Here is a 21,566-nt window from a genome sequence, read left to right as displayed (position 1 = left end):
AGAGCTTTTTAGAATTTCAGTATGATGTATCCTGTTTTGCGTTTGCTTGTTTTCTCAACCTGGTACTCTAACACGTAGTAGTAAGTACCCGGTTTTAACTGCGTACCATTTTTGTTAGAGTGCCCATTAAACAGGTTGTTGCCGTCTTTACCGTAGTCTTTGGTCTCGAATACTAACGAGCCACTCGTATTCATGATAGACAATTTGTTGCCCGCATAAGCGCTAATTCCCTCGATATACAGGAAGTCGTTAGCGCCATCACCGTTTGGCGATACACCCTTGTGGACAACCACCCCGTCATCACCTGTGGGTGCAAAACTATTGGTTGGTTTATTGGTAAACATTTTACTGTCTGTTTTATCAACAGCTAACAACACAGGTGTTGGCCTGTTAACTGTTACAAAATAGGTACGTTTAGTTACCCCATCCTGCGCTGTTACCACAAGTTCGATAACTGTTTGCCCGGTGCTTAATAATATTGGCGCCGAAGGCGACCCACTTACTACGGGTGATCCGTTAATAGTCATGGTCGAATTTAGGTCCTGCGCTATGGCGGTTAGCGTGACGCTGCCGGTATTAACTGCTACGGTACTGCTGTAATTAACCTCGGTTAACGATACATTACCTTTTACTAAAGTTGATGCAGGCGATAATCTTAAAATAGACGCATTGGCAATATTTGCGCCCGTACGGTTTACCGTTATGTGGTATGCACGTGTTGTTACCCCGTCCTGTGCGGTTACTACCAGGTTTATAACTGTTTGGCCTATATTTAATGCTATTGGTGCCGAAGCTACCCCGTTGGCCACTGCCGATCCGTTTACCTTCATGGTCGAGTTCTCATCCTGCAAAATTGAGGTTAGGGTAACCGTATTTACATTTGGCGCAACTGTGCAGGTGTAATTGATATCAGTTAACGACACTGCACCTTTTACCAGTGTTGATGTAGGCGTTAACCTAATAAGAGTTGCGTTAGCGACATTTGACCCCGTGCGGCTTACTGTAACGTGGTAGGCCCTTGTGGTAACACCATCCTGTGCGGTTACTATAACATCGATTACCGTTTGCCCAATGTTTAACGCAATTGGATTTGAGGCGGCTCCGCTGGCTACATTTGTTCCGTTAACCTTCATGGTCGAGTTAAGGTCCTGCAAAACGGAGGTTAGCATTACACTGGTCACATCAGGGGCAACCGTGGTGGTATAATTAACATCAGTTGCTGAAGCTGCGCCTTTTGTTAATGTTGCTGTAGGTGTTAACTTTAATGTAAGCAGGTTGGCAACGTTTGATCCAGTACGGTTAACCGTTATATGATATGTTCTGGTGTTTACACCATTTTGAGCTGTTACCACTAAATTTACCACAGTTGGCCCCATATTTAAGGTTATTGGTGCCGAGGTAGAATCACTTGCTATTGCCAAACCGTTAACCTGCATCGTTGCGTTTAAGTTACGTGCTTTTGGAGTAAGTGTTATGCTGCTAACATCCGGCGCAACTGCGTATGTATAGTAAACATCGGTAACAGTTGCCGAAATTTGAACAAGGTTTGCCTTTGGCGATATTTTAAGGTCGGCATTGGTATTGTCGCTTAACCCGCGGGTTACCCTAACAGTATAGGTTTGTTTGCTAACACCATCTGCGGCAGTTACTACAATATCTATATTGTTTAAACCCTCAATCAGGTTCACTGTAGCCGTAGGGGTAGATGCATTTATAGTGGTGGCGCCGATTTGTACCGTGGCTGTATTAACAGCTGCCACCGGTGTTAATACCAGTGTTTCTTCCGTATTAGGTACCGTTACATCGTATGTTAAGGTATTTGGTAAAAATGCCGGTGCTAACGTGCCTTTATTTATAGCTAATGATTGAAGTTTTATATCAGGGAAGGCCAGCCGGGTAACATCTAATGCGTAATTCCTTATATCGCCGTTTTTAGCAGTTACCTCTAAAGTAATCGTGTTTTGGCCTTCTGCCAGTGCTACTGTGTAAGGTTGGTAGCGGTTTGGAAGAGTGTTTCCGTTTACTTTATACCTTGCTGTAGTATCCGATACGAAACCCTGTACGTCTATACTCGTAACATTACCCGCAACAGTGGTGGTATAGCTTAACACATCTGTATTAAAGCTTGGTGAAAGTGTACCTGCGCTTATGGTTAAAGCCGATAGCTTGTTGTTGGCAGATATAGCACGTTTAAGGTTAAGCGTGTAAGTTTCAGATACCGTCCTGTCCTGTGCAAACACTTCGATACTGAAATTATTGTCCTCACCGGGTATTAGTAGCCCCGAGCCATAATAACCTTCGTAAGGGGTGCCGTTTATTTTAATGAATGCATACTGTGCGGCCGTAAATGGTATGATGCGCGTGCCCGTAACCTCGTTAGGTAAATTAACGGTATAAGCATGCACTTCGGGATCAAAGGCTGGTACTTGGTTAAAGGTCTCGTCATATTGTAAGTATATGCCTGCAAGTTTAGAATTAGTATCTAAAGGTTTGCTTACATTAATGGTGTATGTGTTGCTGGTTGAATTATCTTCTGCAGTAACCAATACCTGTATCTCGTTATCGCCGGGGTAAACAGATATATTACTTGGCTCGCCCGATGTAGCACCAAAGCCATTTATCCTGAATAATTTAGCGTTTAAATCAGCAAGTGTTGCTGTTACATTAACCTGATTAACATCAGCGCCAACAGAAAGTGAATAGCTTGTAGTTGCCGCATCGAAAGTAGGAGCAATTGCGCCTTCTGCAACAGATAACGCTGCAAGGTTTGCATTTGCTGAAGCCTCTCTGATTGTTAACACTCCCGATTGTTGCGTAACATCGTAATTTTGGGCGCCAACATTAGATAGATCTATTGAATAAGTGCCGGCAGGTGCGCTCGATAACGGTAAGTTAAAGAAGGTTACCGGGCTGTTTAATGCGCTTTCGTCGTCACCGTTTTTAAAGCCGGTAATAGCGTAAGTAAATGTAGGGTTTGGTGCGTTTACTAATTTTGTTTTATTGTCAGCTGTGATGGTTAACGGCACCCTGTCAATCTCAAAGTTCCCCAGTTGATAGGTTACATTATAATTTGAGCTGTTAACGGCTACGGTTCCCTGGCGCACCGCATATGGGCCGCTGTTTTCCCCTGCGTCGCGCAATAATGCGCCGCTAAGTGCATCTCCTGCAAGTAATGATCCTGAAGTGATGCCGTAAGAAAGAGCAGGGTCAGCATCTCCGTAAAGTTTTGTTGTAAACGGTGAAGATATCGTAATAGGCCTTGCTATAATGTTATACGGAGAACTGTTAAAGGTAAGGTTATAGCTATTGCTGTTAGATACGGTTAAACTACCTTGTGTAACAGCGTATGTGCCTATTGCGGTACCCGCAGCGCGGCTTAATGCGCCTGTTATAACATCGCCGGTAACAAGCGCACTACCGGTCATGTTGTAACCTATGGTAACATCAGCATCGCCGTATGGTACGTTTAGTGCGAGTGCGTTGATCGTAACTTCGCGTTTATCTATGGTTAGGTTTGCGCCTGTATAGTTTAAAGCATAGTTGCTGGTTAGTGCTAACGAACCTTGGGTGATAGGGTAGGAGCCGGCCAACTCGCCTGCGGTACGTGTTATGCTACCGGTAAAGGCATCGCCGCTTACTAACGCGTCGGCATTGTATGTTAATGCGGGGTCGGCTTCGCCATAAGTTTTTGTAGCTGCATTGGCAGTAACATTTATAGTTTTTGTACCGATGGTTAAATTGTTACCTGTATAATTTAACGTATAGTTGCTGTTTAATGCTAACGAACCCTGGTTAATGGCGTAAGTTCCGGCAGTTTCGCCTGCATTTCTGCTTAAGCTACCTGTAAAGCTATCACTAAATGATAAAGCGTCGGCAGTGTAGTCAAAAACAGGATCAACATCGCCATAGGTTTTCGTTTTGGCATTTGCCGTAACATTCACTATTTTTTTAGCGATGGTTAAGTTATTTGCAGTGAAGCTTAAAGTATAATTAGAACCCGCCAAAAGCGAGCCCTGACTGATAGCATAAGTGCCAAAGTTTTCGCCGGCACTTCTGGTTAACGCGCCTGTGAAAGTATCGCTAAATGCAAGGCCGCTGTTGCTATATGTAAGTTCCGGGTCGGCAGCGCCATAGGTTTTGGTTTGCGCAGTAGCGGAAACCGTAATTGGTTTAGCTGTTATAGTAAAGGTATTAGTTATAAAAGTGATATTATAATTAGCCGACATATCATCTCCGTTGTTAACGTTTACCGGGCGTTTAACCCCTTTTGTTAACGCATAAACGCCTACATTTTCAGAAGTGTTATCCCTTCCGAATAGTCCTGTCATACCCTCGCCGGGGGCGATAGATGTACCGTTGAAGGAATAAGGCGCCCCGTTTGCAAAGTCGTTGGTTCCATAAACTTTTGTAACCGGTAGTGGTGCAATGGTTAACGGCCTTTTGGTTATTGTTAGGTTAGCGGCTACAAACGTAAGGTTATAATTATTTCCGTATGTAAGCGAACCCTGGCTAATAGGATAGTCGCCAATAGTTGTACCTGTTGCTCTCGTTAATGCACCGGTCGGGGCATCGCTGCCTACAACGCCGGTTGCGGTAAAGGTTAATGCAGGGTCGGTATCGCCGTAAACTTTAGTTTTGGCTGCTGCTGTAACGGTAACTGTTGCTTTGCCCACGGTAAGGCTTTGTACAACACTCGTTGCTGCCAACCTGTTACCATCACCGGCTTGCGAAGCCGTGATGTTTGCTGTGCCCTGCCCAACAATATGTACCTGGTTGCTTACAATAGTTGCTACCGAAGCATTATCGCTGCTGTAGCTTACTGTAAGGCCGCTGTTGGTTGTTGCACCCGGGGCATAATCGGTATTGCCGTAGGTTTTAGTGGCTGTACCGGCAAAAGTTATGGTTTGTGAAGCTTTATTTACAGTAAGAGCTTGCACCACATTACTTGCCGCTAACGTGTTGCCATCACCAGCTTGTGACGCGGTGATGTTGGCAGTACCCGCGCCTACTATATGTATCTGCCCGCTTACTATGGTTGCTACGTTTGTATTATCGCTGCTGTAGCTAACACCCAAGCCGCTGCTTGCTGTGGCGCCAGGTGCAAAATCAGCAGCGCCATAGGTTTTGGCAGCTAAGGCATTAAATGTAATAGTTTGCGGCGCTTTTGCGCGGTTAACGGTTAATGTATACGTTTTAGTAGTTAATCCATCTTCAGCTGTTACCACGGTGGTTATGATGTTATCCCCGAAGTTTAAGGCAATGGCAGTAGCACTTCCTGAGGTTGCGGTTGCACCATTAACTTTTATACTGGCAAAATTGTCTGTTCTGGTTGGTGTAACATTTATTGAGGATACATTATAGGCTACCGAAGCTGTGTAGGTTATAGTACCCGAAGAGAAACCTGGTGATAATGTACCGGAGTTTATGGTAAAACTAGCTAATGTAGCCACTTTGGAAGCTGCAGGAATAGCTATTGCGGCAACCTGATTGCTTACATTGAACCCCGGGCTAATTGGAAAAGAACTTTGTGTACCCGCAGCTATATCGACCTTAACTATTCTCCTGTCGCCTACTGTAGAATTCCAAACGAATGCGATATTATTTACCCGTTCTACTGTCACAATCCCCGGGTTAGCCGTAAGGTTTCCAATTACCTTTGTCTGGTTTGTGCCATTAGGGTGAATTTTCCATAACGCATCATCCGTTGTTAAAGCTGTTGTGCCATTATCTACAGTGTAATAGATCCAGTTATTTACCGGATCATAGTCCATCCCCTTAATAACGGGCATATTGATTGAGCCAGCGAATGTCGCAGAGTTACCGCTCAAATTATACGTCATGAGTTTGGGAGCAGTTGTAACCGACTCATAGATGTATATCTTGCTGTTAGGGATATCTACTCCAAAATATGTTGGTGTTGCGCTAATGCTACTGGCTAAAGTTGTATTACCGCTACCGTCGCCTTTTATACGGTATAGTCCATCGGTAGCAACTGTAGTAGAACCGTTACCGTCGTTAGAAGTGTAATATAAATAATCGTTTACCGGGTCGTAAACTAAATTTGCGGCTCTAAACGAAGTATTAGTAGCGACGATCCGTGTTTTAGTGCCTGTACCCAAGTCAATTCGGTAGATGCCATTGGGTGTAAGCTCATCGGCTGCATTTGGGGTAAAACTCGAAACAAATGCCCTGTTGTTAGGAATATCTAAAGCCATATCTTGCGGTGCCGAAACGCTATTGCAAACCCTGGTTAATCCGCTACCATCCTGGTTAACCTTGTAAATACCGTCATTGGTGCCATTAGAAACTGAACCGTCGCTACCCAAATAATACACGGTTTGCGCATGGCTTTGCTGATTAAACCCTACTACGAGCAACAAAGTAAACAGGCTCGGCAAAACAAAGCTCAGCTTTTTGCCTGTAAATAAATTATTCGTTAACACCGCCAAGGTAGCGCTGAATTTTGAATAAGAATTACGTAAAAGTTTTTTCATAATTAACTGATAAAAGTCTTTTTGTTGTTGCCGGCAACGCCGCTATATTTTGTTTATAAATACCTGCCCTGTTTTTAAACCATAAAAACCTGCATGCCGGGCCGGTACACAAGTATTATTTATATAAAAAAAGTTTATGTTTAAACCCTGCTTATTAATGCAGGCTACATTAAACTTGTTGTTTGCAATCGTAATTGTTCCGGGTATGTTATTAGCCTCTGCTGAAGCGTGTTCGGCATCTAAAATTTTTAGTTCGCACCCGTTTATTAAAGTGCTTGCCCCGTTATTCCACGATGTGCATGCTTTTATCAAGTCTGTTATTTCTTTCGCTTCCATCGTATCCCAGTTTATCATTACATCGGCCAATTGGGGCCTTTTGTAATACCGGGCTTTAGATTCGTCTTGTATCTTGTAATCAAGTGTTTGTTTACTATTTAACCTTGCAAATAATTGCGATACACCTTGCACTTGTAACTGGCCAAACGCATGGTTTACATAATTATATGTATGATATTCTTCGTTCTTTATAGTTTGCTCCCAAACAACCGCTCCGCTATCAAACTTGTTAGTCAATTGGTGTATGGTTAATCCTAATTGTGCTTCACTATTCTTTAATTGCCAAAAAACAGGTGATGGCCCTCTATACTGAGGCAGCTTCCCAAAGTGTATGTTAAATATTCCCTTTGGCACACCGCTCAGTTCGTCAACGGTTATTTTATGAGCGTACCCGGTAATAAAGATCACGTCCGGTTGGTTCATTTGCTGCCAGTTGTACAGATCTTGTTTATCATCTTCGGCATAGAAGGATATATTATTCCTACTGCAAAAGCCGGCAAGTTCGTTCACGCTGATATCAGCCAGGGCCGATTTGCCAAAGTATAACATAACCCCTGCTTTTATACTGCTTAGGTACGAAAGCAGGGGTATGCATGTTTTTGAATTTGATACAATGCCAATTTTCATCGGCACCTGTCAAAATCAATACACTTAATATTCATTTATGTAATTATGGTCTTGAAGGATATATCCCTGTCCAGGCTATAATATAATTTATACCTAAGTACGGTGTCACTACATTTAATGGTTGGTTGCCACCTGATGCCGCAACAGCAGTAGCGGCTAAAGTCCCATCCGCCGCATTGGCAGAATAGGTATTTACTTCAGTACCGTCCGTAAAAAAACCCGAAGATGCAAGAAGGCCACCATTTGGTGTATATTGTTTTGCAACTGCGCTTACAGTATTTATAAGGTGATTATGCGCAGGCATTTGCTGAGCAGATATGGTAACGTTTTCGGTACCGCCTATTTGGCCAAGTTGGTATGGTGATACTCCTCTTCCTGCCCCGTTGCCGCAGTGAATAGGTGTACGGCCCCTAAGATCTGGCAATTGGAAGGTTGATTGCCCATCGCCGCCATAAGTTATGCCTAATAATGAAAACAGGGCGCTGTTTTGCGCGATTGACAATAGCGCTCCGTCGCAAAAATACCATCCGTTAGGTGCGAAGGTGCCTGCAAACATTTTAATTTCTCCCATTAAAGGTTCCATAGTTTAAAGTGATAAGGTTTAGGTTGTAAATTTTGTTAATTATGCAGTAAATATAAATAATTTAATTAGTTCGCAATAATATTTTGGTAAAAACGTTCAGCGCAACACTCACCTATCACTTCACTAAAACCCGCCAAATATTTCCACAACAAAAATGTGTTAAAGTTTAGGATTAGTATAGGGTGAAAATAGCTTTTTTTCCTTTTTGTGGCAGGGGTAAAACCCTCATTGTCTTTAAGGTTATATATTATTATATATTAAGATAAATGGTGCTTAGGTTGTTATAAGCAATATTTTCAAACTTGAGTATAAATAAATAAATAGCTCAATCGGTTAAAGAGGCCATTCACTCGTTTGGTACTTGCCCGTTACTCATTGGCTAAAAATGGTGTTCGCCACGCAGATACTTTTGATTAATGAAAAATACAAAGCATTAATTAAAAAGTAAAACACCATGAAAACCTTTAAAAACATTTCCTTCGCTATTGTGCTTCTCCTGGCAGCTACACTAACATCCTGTAAAAAGGATGGCAATGCCCAACCCGGTGACCAAAGTGGAAGCCTTATCAATTCGGCACAATTGTTTTTGGATGATAACAGCACCGTATCTCTGGAAAGCAATACCGATGTAAAAGCCAGCTACGCCGATGGCAAACTGAAAGTTGCCTTTAATCAAAACGGTAACGATGTGACCCTCGAGATCCCCAATTACGACATCAATGCAGAATCGGCCGAGTATAACAACGGCACCGCAGCACTCAGCGTGGTTAAGAGTGGTAAAACGTACAACTCATCCATGATATTTATTCCGGTAATAGTTGGCAATCCGCCACGCCCTGTTTTTGTGACTAATGAACTACTTACCATTAAGACTAATAATATTAAGGTAAACCAAAGTATTACGGATATTTCTATCCTTATCGTCAGCGGTAGCGAATTAATTACTGTGCCAGTGTCAAATGGTAATGCGCCAACCTACGGTAAAATAACTTTTTTACAAGGTGACGGTGGCAGGCCAAATATGATTTTCCTACGCATAAAAAAGTAAAAATCAATCCTTTTTATCATACCGATCATGAAAAATACAACCTTAACCCTGGCACTGCTATTTTTGGCAGCATCAGGAATGCTAACCGCCTGTAAAAAGGACAACAAAGGCGATAGCGCCTGCGCCAAGGTAGCATATGAACAAAAAGCCATAATTAGTTACACGCACCCCTGCGCGGTAGCCATATCCAAATCGGGTGTGGTTGCAGTAATAGAGTTCAACGGATTTGTAACCTATGGTACATACGGCACAACATCTATATACAGTAGTGTTGACGATTTTATAACTCAAAAGGCACCGGCCCAAACCTTTTTAAGCAGAGGTGCCGAAGCGGCCATATTTGATGCTAACGAAAACCTTTACATAGCCGAAACCGAAGCCACAGCAGGCATAAGGGTTTTTGCTAAAATAGGCCCTGCCAAGTACCAGTTTAAAACCCTTATAACCGGAGATGGTATAACCGGTGGCTTTAGCAACCCACGCGGTATGGCATTTGATGAAGCAGGCCGATTGTTTATTGCTAATGATGGCAAAGGCAATGTAGTGCGGATAAATGATGCTTATAACAATGGTGCAAAGCAGATCATTGCCGGCGATTTTGGAGAAGTAAAAGGTGTTGCTATAATAGGGAATAACATGTTTGTAACCGTTTATAATAAAAACCAGGTTTGGAAAATAACCCTTAAACCTAACGGCGACTACGGCGAAGTGGTAGCATCATACGATATTGACAAACCTGTTGATATTGCAGTAAAGTACGGCGTACTGGCTGTATCCTCGCCAAATTCGGGTAAAGTTACCCTGCTCGACCCCGACAAGTTTGTAAAATCGGGCGAAACATACAGCGGTTGTAAAAGTGAATTAACCGTGGGCAGCAACGTTTTTGGCATTGCCTTTAACCCTTTGGAGAATGGCTTACTGGTAGCCCATCTGGATCAGAACCGCGTTTTATACTTCAAAAATTAATCACACACATAACTATCACTCAACACATCATGACAAAGATCACAACTGTTTTATCCATTTTAATTATTGCCCTTAGCCTGCAGGCATCGGCACAAAGCAAAAAAACTAAAGCGAAGGCAAAGCCTAAAAAGACGGTCGTCGCTACTAAAACCACTTACACTGAAACAGCACCCGCAAAAACAGAAACAAGGGTAACCACCACCCAAGCCGCGGCCGCAAAACGCCCCGTTGCTATGCGCGAGGACGATTATTACAAGACGGCTGTAGGCGTAAAGTTCCTGTACGGGATAGCGCTAACCGCAAAGCATTTCATAAACGACAAAGCCGCGCTGGAGGGCATTATCCAATACCGCGACAACGATGGCTTTGGCAAGGAGTTTAACTTCACCGGCCTATATGAGTACCATGGTAAAATTTCAGGTGCGCCGGGTTTACGTTGGTACGGCGGTGGAGGAGCATATGTGGGTTACTATTCGTTAGATAACGGCTCGAGCACAACGTTTGCAGTGGCAGGTGTGTTAGGATTGGAATACAAAATTAAAGGCGCACCCATAGCTATCAGTGCCGATTGGCAACCACTTTACTTTTTAAACGGCAGTAGCGGTTTTGCTGCGGATAATGGCGGTTTGGGTGTCAAATATACTTTCTAAAGAAACATTGTCGGTTAGAAGTTTAAAAGGCGGGGGAGTGCAAACTTCCCCGCCTCTTCTATTTTAAACCTGCGACCTTACATTGGTAGTAAGCTTATATTGCTCGGGCGACATGCCCATGTATTTCTTAAACACCCGCGAAAAGTAGTAAGGGTCCTCGTAGCCAAGGTCCATGGCGATGGTTTTTATTTTGGCCTCGTTGGCGTAAAGAAACTGGCAGGCTTTCTGCATTTTTAGGTGGATAAAATAATCGATAGGGGGCATGCCGGTAGCTTTACGGAACAAACTGGAGAAGTGCGAACTGGAGAGCCTGTGCTGCCCGGCCATATCATCAACTGTCATCTTTTTCTCAATGTTGTTTTTCATATTGATGATGGTAGCCGTAATAATATCTGCTTCATCAACCTGCTCGCTTACTACATGCTTATCAGGAAATAGAAAGGTAGCTATTAAATTATAGAGGCAAAAACTGGCGTTGCACAAATTTTCGATACTGTAACCCATCTCCAGGTTTTGATAAATGTTTTGCCAGATCTCCAGCGCCTTGTTATTGAACGGGATTTGCACCGGGCCTTTCAAAATATTAAGGTTTAATGATGAATTGAAGTTGGCAATATCATTGCCGGTAAAATGCACCCAATATATCGTCCAGGGGTCTTCCTCATCGGCCCAGTAACGCATATAGGCATCGGTGGCAGGGAGTAGGAAAAATTGGTTTGGGGTAACCTCAAACTTCTTCTTGTCTATCATATAATATCCCTTGCCCTTAAGGCAATATATCAGGATGTTATCATCACAACCCTTTCGGCGTTCTTTATAGTGGTATGATGCCTTAGGGAAATAACCAATATGGGTAATGTAAATATTAAACAGGGCGGGGTATTTTTTAACGTAATCTGTTAAAACCTTTTGGGGGATACTGATCAGTTTTTCGCCATCGAACCCATCTTTCCGTTTAAAAGAGCTGCCCATAATTTATCTCAGTAATTAATAGAATATTCCATTAGGTATGCAATTTTGCAAATTGCTAAGGCTGAAATTAGCTTTATTTGAGATAGAAGAATGGTTTTTACAAATAATTATTGCCGGAAACCAAAATTGATAGGATTATCCATTAAAATAAATGGATTTGCTATTAGACGGCTTTTGCCCGGAAAGTAAATTTGATGAGCGTATTAAATAAAACCAATTGTAACCCTAAGAGGTGTACAAAGCCGATTAGCAAACCGTAAATACGTTTACAAAAACATATAAATTAAGCAACCATATTGTAGCACAAGCCGCAATATAATATTGCCTGTAATAACCACTTATGCAATTATTAACAGATAAAGTAATTTTTTTAACCGGCGGAACAGAGGGTATTGGTTACGAATGCGCCAAAGCCTACCACAAAGCCGGTGCGCGAGTAAGCATCATAACCCATAAAGAGCATAGCATGCATCAATGCCGCATGCAGTTTTTTAACGACAATATCCACTATATTTTGTGCGATGTTTCTAACGCTAATGATGTAAAAAAGGCCATTGAAGAAACCATCGCGCATTTTGGCAAGATAGACATCATACACAATAACGCGGGGGTGTCCAGTCCGTCTAAAACGGTATGCGATACTACCGATGAGGAGTGGGATAAAGTATTCAACGTAAATGTTAAGGGCATTTACCACACTACAAAATTTGGCATAGCTGCGTTAAAAAAAAGCAAAGGCACTATCCTGAATACAGGTAGCCTTGTTGGTAATATAGGGCAGGAACTGCATGCTGCTTATACTGCAACAAAGGGAGCGGTAAATGCGCTCACCAAATCAATGGCTTTAGATTACGCACAGTATGGCATCCGGGTTAACGCGGTTGCACCCGCAGGTGTCTGGACACCTATGCTTAGGCGTTGGAGTAATCAGCAACCCAATGTTGCAAGTATAGAAAACTATTTAGACGAAATTCACCCCTTAGGATATTGCCCCGAAGGTGATGTAGTGGCCGATGCTTGCTTGTTTTTAGTGTCAGACCAGGCTCGGTTCATTACAGGCTGTATTTTACCCGTATCGGGTGGGGCGGAGTTGGGTTACCGTAAACATATGGAACCTTCTTCAAAAAAGAATGGTTCGGTTTTACCTGTCGACGATAGCGCTAAATTATAATGATCACTAAAGTAAAAATATCAGACATACGTTACCCGCTGGATGGTAACGCGGGCAGTGATGCCATACACCGCGACCCAATATACTCATACGCCGTAACGCAACTGCGCGATGATAGCGGCCTAATGGGCACCGGTTTCGCATTCACATTAGGTGAAGGCAATAACCTGGTTTGCAAAGCTGCCGAATACTATGCCGAACAATTGGTTGGTAAGGATATTGAAGAAACTATGGCTGATTTTGGTCAGCTGTTTTTGAAGTTGTCCAATGATCAGCAGTTCCGTTGGTTAGGGCCGCATAAAGGTGTAGTGCACCTGGCGCTTGCATCGGTTACTAATGCCTGTTATGACCTTTGGGCAAAGAAACGCGGTGTGCCATTGTGGAAATTGCTGATTGACTTATCGCCAGAGCAAATTGTAAACACGCTCGATCTGTCGTATTTAGAAGACGAATTAACCCGTGCGCAAGCCATTGAAATGCTAACCGTTCAGCAAGGGTTAAAGCAAGGTAGGTTGCCGATACTGGAAAAAGGTTATCCCGGTTACGATACTTCGATAGGATGGTTTAATTACCCTGATGAACTGGTTAGTGAAAACTGCAAAAAAGCATTGGCCGAAGGTTTTACTGCCATGAAGTTGAAAGTAGGTTCAGTTGATCCTGAGCGGGATATCCGCCGCGCTCATATTGTGCGCGAAGTAGCAGGTGATGATATAAAAGTAATGCTTGACGCCAACCAGCAGTGGAACCTGCCGCAGGCTATATCTATCTGCACAAAACTGAAAGATATGAACCCTTACTGGGTGGAAGAACCCACCCATCCGGATGATGTGAACGCTCATGCTACTTTAGCAAAAGCTATTGCGCCGGTTAAACTTGCCCTTGGCGAACATGTGCCAAATAAGATCATTTTTAAAAACTATCTGCAATCGGGTTCAGCTTCGTTTATGCAGGTTGATGCCGTGCGCGTTGGCGGGGTAAGTGAGTTTATAACCGTGAGCCTGCTGTGTAAAAAGTTTGGCGTGCCTGTAGTACCACATGTGGGCGATATGGGGCAACTGCACCAGCATCTGGTACTGTTTAACCATATTGCCATGGGGCACGATGCTTTGTTTTTGGAGCATATCCCGCATCTGCAAAAGCATTTTGTTAACCCCGCGCAAATTATAAATGGTGTTTATAAAACCCCGCAAGTAGCAGGCAGCAGTTGCGACCTGATTGTTTTAAAAGACTAATTTTACTACATCGCATATATGATAGGTTCTTTTGACGCCACGGTAAGTATTTTATATGTTTTAGCCATACTGGCTATCGGCTTGTGGACGGGACTCAGGCACCGTAACGCCAACAAGAAAACCAATGTAGCAAGCGAATACTTTTTGGCGGGTAAAAGCCTTAAATGGCCCATGATCGGTTTAGCACTATTCGCCACCAACATATCGTGTGTGCACTTGGTTAGCCTTGCCCAAAGCGGTTTTGATACAGGCTTATTAAACGGGACTTTTGAGTGGATGGCATCTTTCACACTCATTTTGTTGGCGTTGTTTTTTGTGCCTTTCTACATCAAATCGGGCGTATCAACTTTGCCTGATTTTCTGGAAAAGCGCTACAACCGGGCAAGCCGCGATTGGCTGGCTTTTATCTCGATATTATCTGCCATTATTATTCATATTTCTTTTTCATTACTGGCAGGTGGTATTGTTTTGCAAACCCTCTTTGGCGTAAATATGTACACCAGCGTTATCATTATAGCGGTTATTACTACAATCTACACCGTGGTTGGCGGGTTGAAGGCGGTTGTTGTTACCGAGTCTATACAGACGGTGGTGCTGTTAAGCGGCGCGGTTATCATGAGCGTAGTTGCCTACAATAAAATGGGTGGCTGGAGTAATATGGTTGATGTATTGGAAAAACATCACGAACTAAATAAACTATCTATGATGCGCCCCCATGGTGATGCAAGCGGATTGCCTTGGTATGCCGTGTTATTAGGCTATCCTGTGCTTGGCATCTGGTATTGGTGTGCCGATCAAACCATTGTACAACGCGTACTTGGCGCAAAAGATGAGAACCACGCAAGGGTAGGGCCTTTGTTTTGCGGGTTTATCAAAATCTTGCCCGTATTTATATTTGTGATGCCGGGGCTTTTTGCCTACGCATTGTACCAAACCGGCCATCTGGATGTTGGAAGTTTAAAAACCATGGTGAACGGTAAAGAAGTAGTTAACAGCAAAGGGGTCTACACCTTAATGATATTGCAACTGATCCCAAAAGGGCTGGCAGGTGTATTGGTTGCCGCGTTACTATCCGGATTGATGAGCCAGATCTCGGGAGCGCTAAACTCCATATCAACCATGGCCAGTTATGATATTTATAGGCGCTATAAGCCGGAAGCCTCTGATGAAAAGCTGGTAAAGGCCGGTAAGATAGCTGCGGGGTTATCATTTATATTATCGCTGATGTTACTTCCTTTATTAAACAGTTACGAAAGTATTTTTAACGGGTTGAATGATATCATAGCCCACATAGCGCCGCCAATTACATGTGTATTTTTGTTGGGTATTTTTTGGGGGAAGGCTTCAGCAAAATCGGCGCAGGTTACTTTGTATATTGGCTCGGCAGCAGGTGTATTGGTATTTGCTTATAGCAAGCTATTGCCGTTAAGCTTTATAGGCCACATCCCTTTTATGATGATGGCTTTTTACCTGTTTGTTTTTTGTGCCGTGCTGCAAATAGGCGTCACATTAGCCTACCCGGCCACCTATACTGTCGAAAGTTCAAAGCTTTACTGGAAGTCCCCGTTCCAATCGCTGCAAAGCCCGGGATGGGGTGGAGTAGGGAACTATAAATTCCTATCAGTATTACTAATAAGTGTTATGGTGGTATTATTCTGGGTTTTCAGATAAGCCTCTTCGCATAATCACAAATCAGTTATTGCTACCCCTGTTAGTACTAATGCTTCTGCTTAATCACTTACTATCATAGCTTTACCTGTTAAAGTTACAATTATTCCAATATCACTTAACAATTGGCTCATAATGTAAATCTATTGTTGGTGCCGATACATTTCCTTTGTAATACCAATTAAAATAAATACATAAATAATATTATTGTCCATCACCTTTAAAGGTTAATCCATTTTAAAGGAATTATTAAGGGCTTAAATTTATCGAACCAATTAACCAATTCTTATAATTATGAAACAATTTTACCAATATCAGGCAAGAATTGCGCCTTGTCCATGCTCGCCGCACGCGCAATACCAAGCGTTGAGGCTCCCAAATAGTTTGTTTTTTACTAACGGATATCGCATTTAAATCGGCCGTATAAATCATCGAATTGTACAGAATTTTTTAATGGGCCCCAGGCCCCGTGTTGCAAAATAGTTTAGTAACTAATAAAAATGTACCCTGCTGATGCTGAGATTTTAAGTTTTGCCAAGGCGAAACTTAAACAATATATGAACCGATTTTTAAGAGATAAAACAACTGTAAAACCAATTATGAGGAAAAATATATGAAACCATTTTACGAACGCATTAAAAGTTTTTGGCTACCAAAATTTGCGCTTAGTAAAGTTGCGGGCACGGCGTATTGCATTATAATGCTTTGCACCATTTTTAGCACCAAAACTTACGCGCAAACAAAAGCGACTATAACAGGTACGGTAGCCGACACAACAGGCAGCAGCATTGTCGGCGCCAACCTTGTTGCCATCAACAAAAAAAATGTTAGTACAGCTACCGATGTTAACGGTAAGTTTGTTATAGACGCCGAACCGGGTACCGTTTTTAGGGTTACCTATGTAGGTTATAAGGAAACAACCTTTACCGTATTGGCCGATAAACGTACCTACAGCATAATAATTAACCCCAACAAGAATGAATTTGCCGACGTTGTAATTACTGCCTATGGCCGTAAGCAACGTAAAGAAGCGGTTGTTGGGTCTGTTACCACCATTACGCCAAGTGATTTAAAAATTCCTGCAAGTAACCTTACCAATGCTTTAGCAGGGCAGGTTGCCGGTGTTATAGCCTACCAGCCAAGCGGCCAGCCCGGGTTAGATAATTCTTCTTTCTTTATCCGTGGTGTTACCACTTTTGGTTACAAAAAAGATCCGCTTATTTTGATAGATAATGTGGAGCTTTCCACATCAGACCTTGCCCGTTTGCAGGTTGATGATATTGCCAGCTTCTCGATCTTAAAAGACGCGAGTGCAACCGCGCTTTACGGTGCAAGGGGTGCAAACGGTGTTATATTGGTAACTACTAAAGAAGGTAAAGTAGGCCAGGCACAGATCAATTTCAGGGTTGAGAACTCGGTTTCTCAATCAGTTAAAAATATTGAACTGGCTGATCCGATTACTTACATGCGCTTATTTAACGAAGCTACTATCACACGTGACCCGTTAAGTGCGCCGCCATTCAGTCAAAACAAAATTATTAATACCCAAGCTACAATTGCCGGCGCACCGGGAAGCAACCAATATGTTTACCCCGCGGTAGACTGGTTGAAGACTTTATTCAAAGACCGCACCAACACCCAGCGCGCTAACATGAGCGTAAGCGGTGGTGGCGGCGTAGCGCGCTATTATGTAGCCGGTTCATATAATATAGATCATGGCATCCTTCGCCAGGATATTAATAACAATAATGATAACAACGTAAACTTCCGTAATTACCAGTTACGTTCTAATATCAATATTAATTTAACCAAGTCGACAGAATTGGTTGTGAGGTTATCCGGGACATTTAACGAATATAACGGCCCGCTAACATCAGATGCGTCATTCTCTACCGATTTGTATAACATCGCGATGCATACAAGCCCTGTGCTATTTGCACCATCGTACCCGGCAGATGATGCCAACATAAATACCCAGCATATCTTGTTTGGTAATTCGCCTGCAGCAGGTAGTAACGGCTCAAACGCTGTTGCTTACTTAAATCCATATGCTGCTTTATTACGGGGGCATAAAAACTTTTCACAATCGCGTATGTCGGCACAATTGGAGTTAAATCAAAACCTTGATATGATAACCAATGGGTTAAATTTCAGAGGATTATTTCACACCAATAGGTTCTCGTACTTTGAATCATCAATGGGCTATAACCCGTTTTATTATAACATTGGTTCTTACGATAAACCCAGCAATACCTATACCTTATCATGGTTAAACTCGCAGCCCGGCCAGGCTACCGAATATTTAACATACAACCGTGATGCTAATGCCACCCAGGCCAACACTTACCTGTTTTTCCAGGGTGTGCTTGATTACACCAAAAGGCTTGGCGATCATAACATCAGCAGTTCGTTAATAGGCACGCAACAGCAAACACTTTACGGAAACCAGGGCACATTATTTCAGTCGCTGCCGTATCGTAATCTTACCCTTGCGGGCCGTGCTACATATTCATTCAAGAGCCGTTATTTCTTAGAGTTTAACTTCGGTTACAATGGAACAGAACGTTTCTCTGAAAAACACAGGTTTGGTTTTTTCCCAACCATTGGTGGTTCTTGGATCGTATCCGACGAGAAATTCTGGGCCGATGGTTTATACAACGTCGTCTCGCGGTTAAAACTTAGGGCAAGTTATGGTACGGTAGGTAACGACCAGATCGGTTCACAACGGTTCTTCTACCTGTCGGATGTTACGCTTAACGGTGGTAACCCGGCCTATTTTGGTACTAATAATGGATACGGCCGCCCGGGGGTTGTTGTTAACAGCTATCCCAATGCGGATATCACCTGGGAAACATCTAAACAATTAAACTTAGGATTAGAGTTTACGCTTTTCAAAAATTTAAACGTAGTTGCCGAGGTTTACAAGTTTAACCGTACCAACGTATTACAAACGCGTTCATCTATACCAAGTACAATGGGGTTAGAGGCTGATATCAGCGCTAACTTTGGTGCAGCCCAAACAAAAGGTTTGGATCTGCAGATGGACTATAAAAGGTCATTCGGCAAGAGTGGTTTTATACAAGGTAGGGGTAACTTAACCATTTCATCAAGCAAATACACAAAATACGAAGAGCCACAGTACGCCGAGGCTTACCGTTACCTAACCGGCCAAACGCTTGGCCGTTCAATAGGCTACGTTGCCGAGCGCTTATTTGTTGATGATAACGAAGCAGCAAACTCACCAAGCCAGATCTTCTCATCGGGCGGTGTTGCACCTAAGGGAGGTGATATTAAATACCGTGATCTTAATAATGATGGTAAGATCGATGGCGCCGACCAAACATTTTTAGGTTACCCAACCATACCGCAAATTGTTTATGGTTATGGTATATCAAGTGGTTACAAAGGTTTCGATCTTTCGGCCTTTTTCCAGGGGCAGGCACAGGTTAATTTCTTTATCGACCCAAGCCGCACCAGTCCGTTTATCCAAAGCCCTGATGGCGCCTACGCAAGCGGTAACACCCAGTTGTTAAAAGCGTTTGCCGACGACCACTGGTCTGTTGATAATCAAAACCTTTACGCGCAATACCCAAGGCTAGGCGTAACCGGTAACCAGATAGAAAACAACAGACAAAACAGTACGTGGTGGATGCGCGATGGTAGCTTCCTACGCTTAAAATCGGTAGAGGTTGGTTACACCATCCCTACACGTTTAACTCAAAAATGGAAAATGAACAAGGTTCGCGTTTATTTCAACGGCTTAAATCTCTACACCTGGAGCCCGTTCAAATTATGGGATCCCGAGATTGGCGGCAATGGCTTTGCCTACCCAATACAAAAGGTGTTTAACGTAGGCTTAAACGTCAACTTATAATCATGAACGTTAATTTTTATATCAGTTATATGAAAAAAATATCACAGATAATATGCGCGGTAGTATTGCTACTATCGGGTATATCCTGTAAAAAGTACCTCGATCTTGCCCCAAACAATACGGGCACGCTGGAGTACGCTTTCAGGAACCGTAACGAGGCCGAAAACTACCTGTTTACCTGTTATGCAACACTACAGCAATTTGCGCAAGCTACAACTAATCCAAGTTTTACAACTTCGGGCGAGATCATCTATCCGAACAATTTAACCAAACACCCCATTATTGAGACGGGTTTTGACTTGATCCGTGGTTCGCAAAACAGTGCGCAGCCGGGGCTTAACTATTGGGATGGTGAAACAGACGGTAAAGCCATCTTTCGTTCTATCCGCAGGTGTAATACTATGCTGGAGAATATTGACAAACCCGTCGACTTGTCTTTCGCCGAAAAGAAAAGATGGATAGCCGAGGTGAAATTCCTGAAGGCTTACTACCACTTTTACCTGGCCCGCATGTACGGCCCTATCCCGCTGATCAAGAATAATTTGGCCATTACCGCATCTACCGATGAGATAAAGGTTAAACGTTCGCCGGTTGATTCTACCTTTAATTATATTGTACAGTTATTGGACGAAGCTACGCCGGATCTTCCGCCGGTTATTACAAACCAGGCACAGGAACTTGGCCGCATCACCCAAACCATCGCGTTATCTGTAAAGGCCGAAGTGCTGGCTACCGCTGCAAGCCCATTGTTTAATGGCAACCCTGATTATCTGAGCACTCAAAATAAAGACGGTGAAAAGCTTTTCCCTTCGACTTACGATCCCGCAAAATGGGATAAGGCGTTGGTAGCTGCTAAAACAGCCATTGATGTTTGTGAGGCTAATGGTTTAAGGTTATATAACTTTATACCACCATCAACCATAACCTCGTTACCAGATTCGTTACGCAAAGTACTAAGCCTGCAAAACGCGGTTACCGAAAGATGGGAACTTAATTCTGAATTGATCTGGGCGCTAAACCCAACATTTTCATGGCAGGGTTATGCAACACCGCGTTTAACGCAAAAAGGAGTTGTAAACATCTTCTCAAACCCGTCTACCTTCGCTGTGCCCCTGGCAACGCAGGAGTTATTTTACTCTGACAAAGGGGTGCCTATTAGTGAAGATAAAACCTTTGATTACACCGGCAGGTATAGCATTAAAACCGGCGACCAAGCGAGCCGTTTTTACATCGCACAAAATTACTCAACGGTAAAAGAAAACTTTAACCGCGAGCCACGCTATTATGCCAGCCTCGGGTTTGATGGTGGCATCTGGTTTGGTAACGGTAAAACAAACTTAACCGATCTTTATCATGTTGAGGCACGCGGTATCGAATCGTTTGCCGGCCCTAAGGATATCAACACGCTTAACATTACCGGCATCTGGCCTAAAAAATTGGTTCATTACCAGTCAGTATATGATGATGGTTTCCAGGAGATAAGCTACCGTTTGCCTATCATAAGGCTTGCGGGCTTATACCTGCTTTACGCAGAGATATCGAACGAGGTACACGGCCCAACTACCGAAGCCTATACTTACCTTGACAAAGTGCGTACAAGAGCAGGTTTGCCGGGCGTTGTTGAGGCATGGACAACCTACTCTAAAAACGCGGGCAAAGTAAGTACCAAAGACGGTTTACGCCAGATAATACACCAGGAAAGAAGGTTGGAACTGATGTTCGAAGGAACATCCGGCTGGGACCTGCGCCGCTGGAAAGAATTGCAAAACGTATTAAGCCAGCCAATGCAGGGCTGGAACCTTTATGAAGCGCAACCGGCAAATTATTACCAGCCGCGTACTTTGTTCTCGGCAATATTTAATGTTAGAAATTATCTGTGGCCGATAAAAGACCAAAGCCTGATCATCAACAATAATTTGGTGCAAAACCCATACTGGTAGGATTT

12 protein-coding genes are annotated in these 21,566 nt (G+C 43.1%); 8 read left to right on the top strand and 4 right to left on the bottom strand.

Translation table 11 applies throughout. The features are described from left to right. Window positions 1–8: 8 nt before the first annotated feature. Genes ABIB39_RS15035 through ABIB39_RS15025 form a run of 3 tightly spaced genes read right to left on the bottom strand, consistent with a single transcriptional unit; the run spans window position 9 to window position 8,040 of the window. Window positions 9–6,494: a cadherin-like beta sandwich domain-containing protein gene (locus ABIB39_RS15035; protein ID WP_354430983.1), complete on the bottom strand. Its 6,486-nt coding sequence runs from the start codon at window positions 6,492–6,494 to the stop codon at window positions 9–11. A 42-nt stretch (window positions 6,495–6,536) separates the two neighbouring features. After that, a complete protein-coding gene (locus tag ABIB39_RS15030; RefSeq protein ID WP_354430982.1) occupies window positions 6,537–7,457 on the bottom strand; it encodes a methionyl-tRNA formyltransferase in 921 nt (306 codons plus the stop codon). Between the two features lie 43 nt (window positions 7,458–7,500). Next, window positions 7,501–8,040: a phage tail protein gene (locus ABIB39_RS15025; RefSeq protein ID WP_354430981.1), complete on the bottom strand. Its 540-nt coding sequence runs from the start codon at window positions 8,038–8,040 to the stop codon at window positions 7,501–7,503. 454 nt (window positions 8,041–8,494) lie between these two features. Between ABIB39_RS15025 and ABIB39_RS15020 the strand changes: the two genes are divergently transcribed. Genes ABIB39_RS15020 through ABIB39_RS15010 form a run of 3 tightly spaced genes read left to right on the top strand, consistent with a single transcriptional unit; the run spans window position 8,495 to window position 10,704 of the window. Continuing rightward, a complete protein-coding gene (locus ABIB39_RS15020) occupies window positions 8,495–9,088 on the top strand; it encodes a hypothetical protein (protein ID WP_354430980.1) in 594 nt (197 codons plus the stop codon). A gap of 27 nt (window positions 9,089–9,115) precedes the next feature. Further along, window positions 9,116–10,054, top strand: a complete 939-nt coding sequence (locus ABIB39_RS15015; RefSeq protein WP_354430979.1) for an NHL repeat-containing protein — start codon at window positions 9,116–9,118, stop codon at window positions 10,052–10,054. Between the two features lie 29 nt (window positions 10,055–10,083). After that, window positions 10,084–10,704: a hypothetical protein gene (locus ABIB39_RS15010; RefSeq protein ID WP_354430978.1), complete on the top strand. Its 621-nt coding sequence runs from the start codon at window positions 10,084–10,086 to the stop codon at window positions 10,702–10,704. A 63-nt stretch (window positions 10,705–10,767) separates the two neighbouring features. On the opposite strand, the gene ABIB39_RS15005 is transcribed toward ABIB39_RS15010, so the two are convergent. Further along, window positions 10,768–11,676: an AraC family transcriptional regulator gene (locus ABIB39_RS15005; RefSeq protein WP_354430977.1), complete on the bottom strand. Its 909-nt coding sequence runs from the start codon at window positions 11,674–11,676 to the stop codon at window positions 10,768–10,770. A gap of 340 nt (window positions 11,677–12,016) precedes the next feature. Between ABIB39_RS15005 and ABIB39_RS15000 the strand changes: the two genes are divergently transcribed. From ABIB39_RS15000 to ABIB39_RS14980, 5 genes are all read left to right on the top strand, one after another. Next, window positions 12,017–12,847 (top strand): SDR family NAD(P)-dependent oxidoreductase, encoded by an 831-nt coding sequence (locus tag ABIB39_RS15000; RefSeq protein WP_354430976.1) that lies wholly within the window; start codon window positions 12,017–12,019, stop codon window positions 12,845–12,847. Continuing rightward, window positions 12,847–14,079, top strand: coding sequence for an enolase C-terminal domain-like protein (locus tag ABIB39_RS14995; protein ID WP_354430975.1), 1,233 nt, complete (start codon window positions 12,847–12,849; stop codon window positions 14,077–14,079). The genes ABIB39_RS15000 and ABIB39_RS14995 overlap by 1 nt, the downstream gene beginning before the upstream one ends. Before the next feature lie 18 nt (window positions 14,080–14,097). Next, window positions 14,098–15,750 carry a sodium:solute symporter gene (locus tag ABIB39_RS14990; protein WP_354430974.1) on the top strand — a complete coding sequence of 551 codons (1,653 nt, stop codon included), beginning with the start codon at window positions 14,098–14,100 and terminating at the stop codon, window positions 15,748–15,750. 610 nt (window positions 15,751–16,360) lie between these two features. Then, window positions 16,361–19,621: a SusC/RagA family TonB-linked outer membrane protein gene (locus ABIB39_RS14985; RefSeq protein WP_354430973.1), complete on the top strand. Its 3,261-nt coding sequence runs from the start codon at window positions 16,361–16,363 to the stop codon at window positions 19,619–19,621. 29 nt (window positions 19,622–19,650) lie between these two features. Further along, window positions 19,651–21,561, top strand: coding sequence for a RagB/SusD family nutrient uptake outer membrane protein (locus ABIB39_RS14980; RefSeq protein ID WP_354430972.1), 1,911 nt, complete (start codon window positions 19,651–19,653; stop codon window positions 21,559–21,561). Window positions 21,562–21,566: the final 5 nt, after the last annotated feature.

The organism is Mucilaginibacter sp. UYP27 (assembly GCF_040547175.1).
Lineage (GTDB): Bacteria > Bacteroidota > Bacteroidia > Sphingobacteriales > Sphingobacteriaceae > Mucilaginibacter.
Note: the sequence above shows the minus strand (reverse complement) of the source record. Positions and strands in the feature narration are given on the sequence as shown.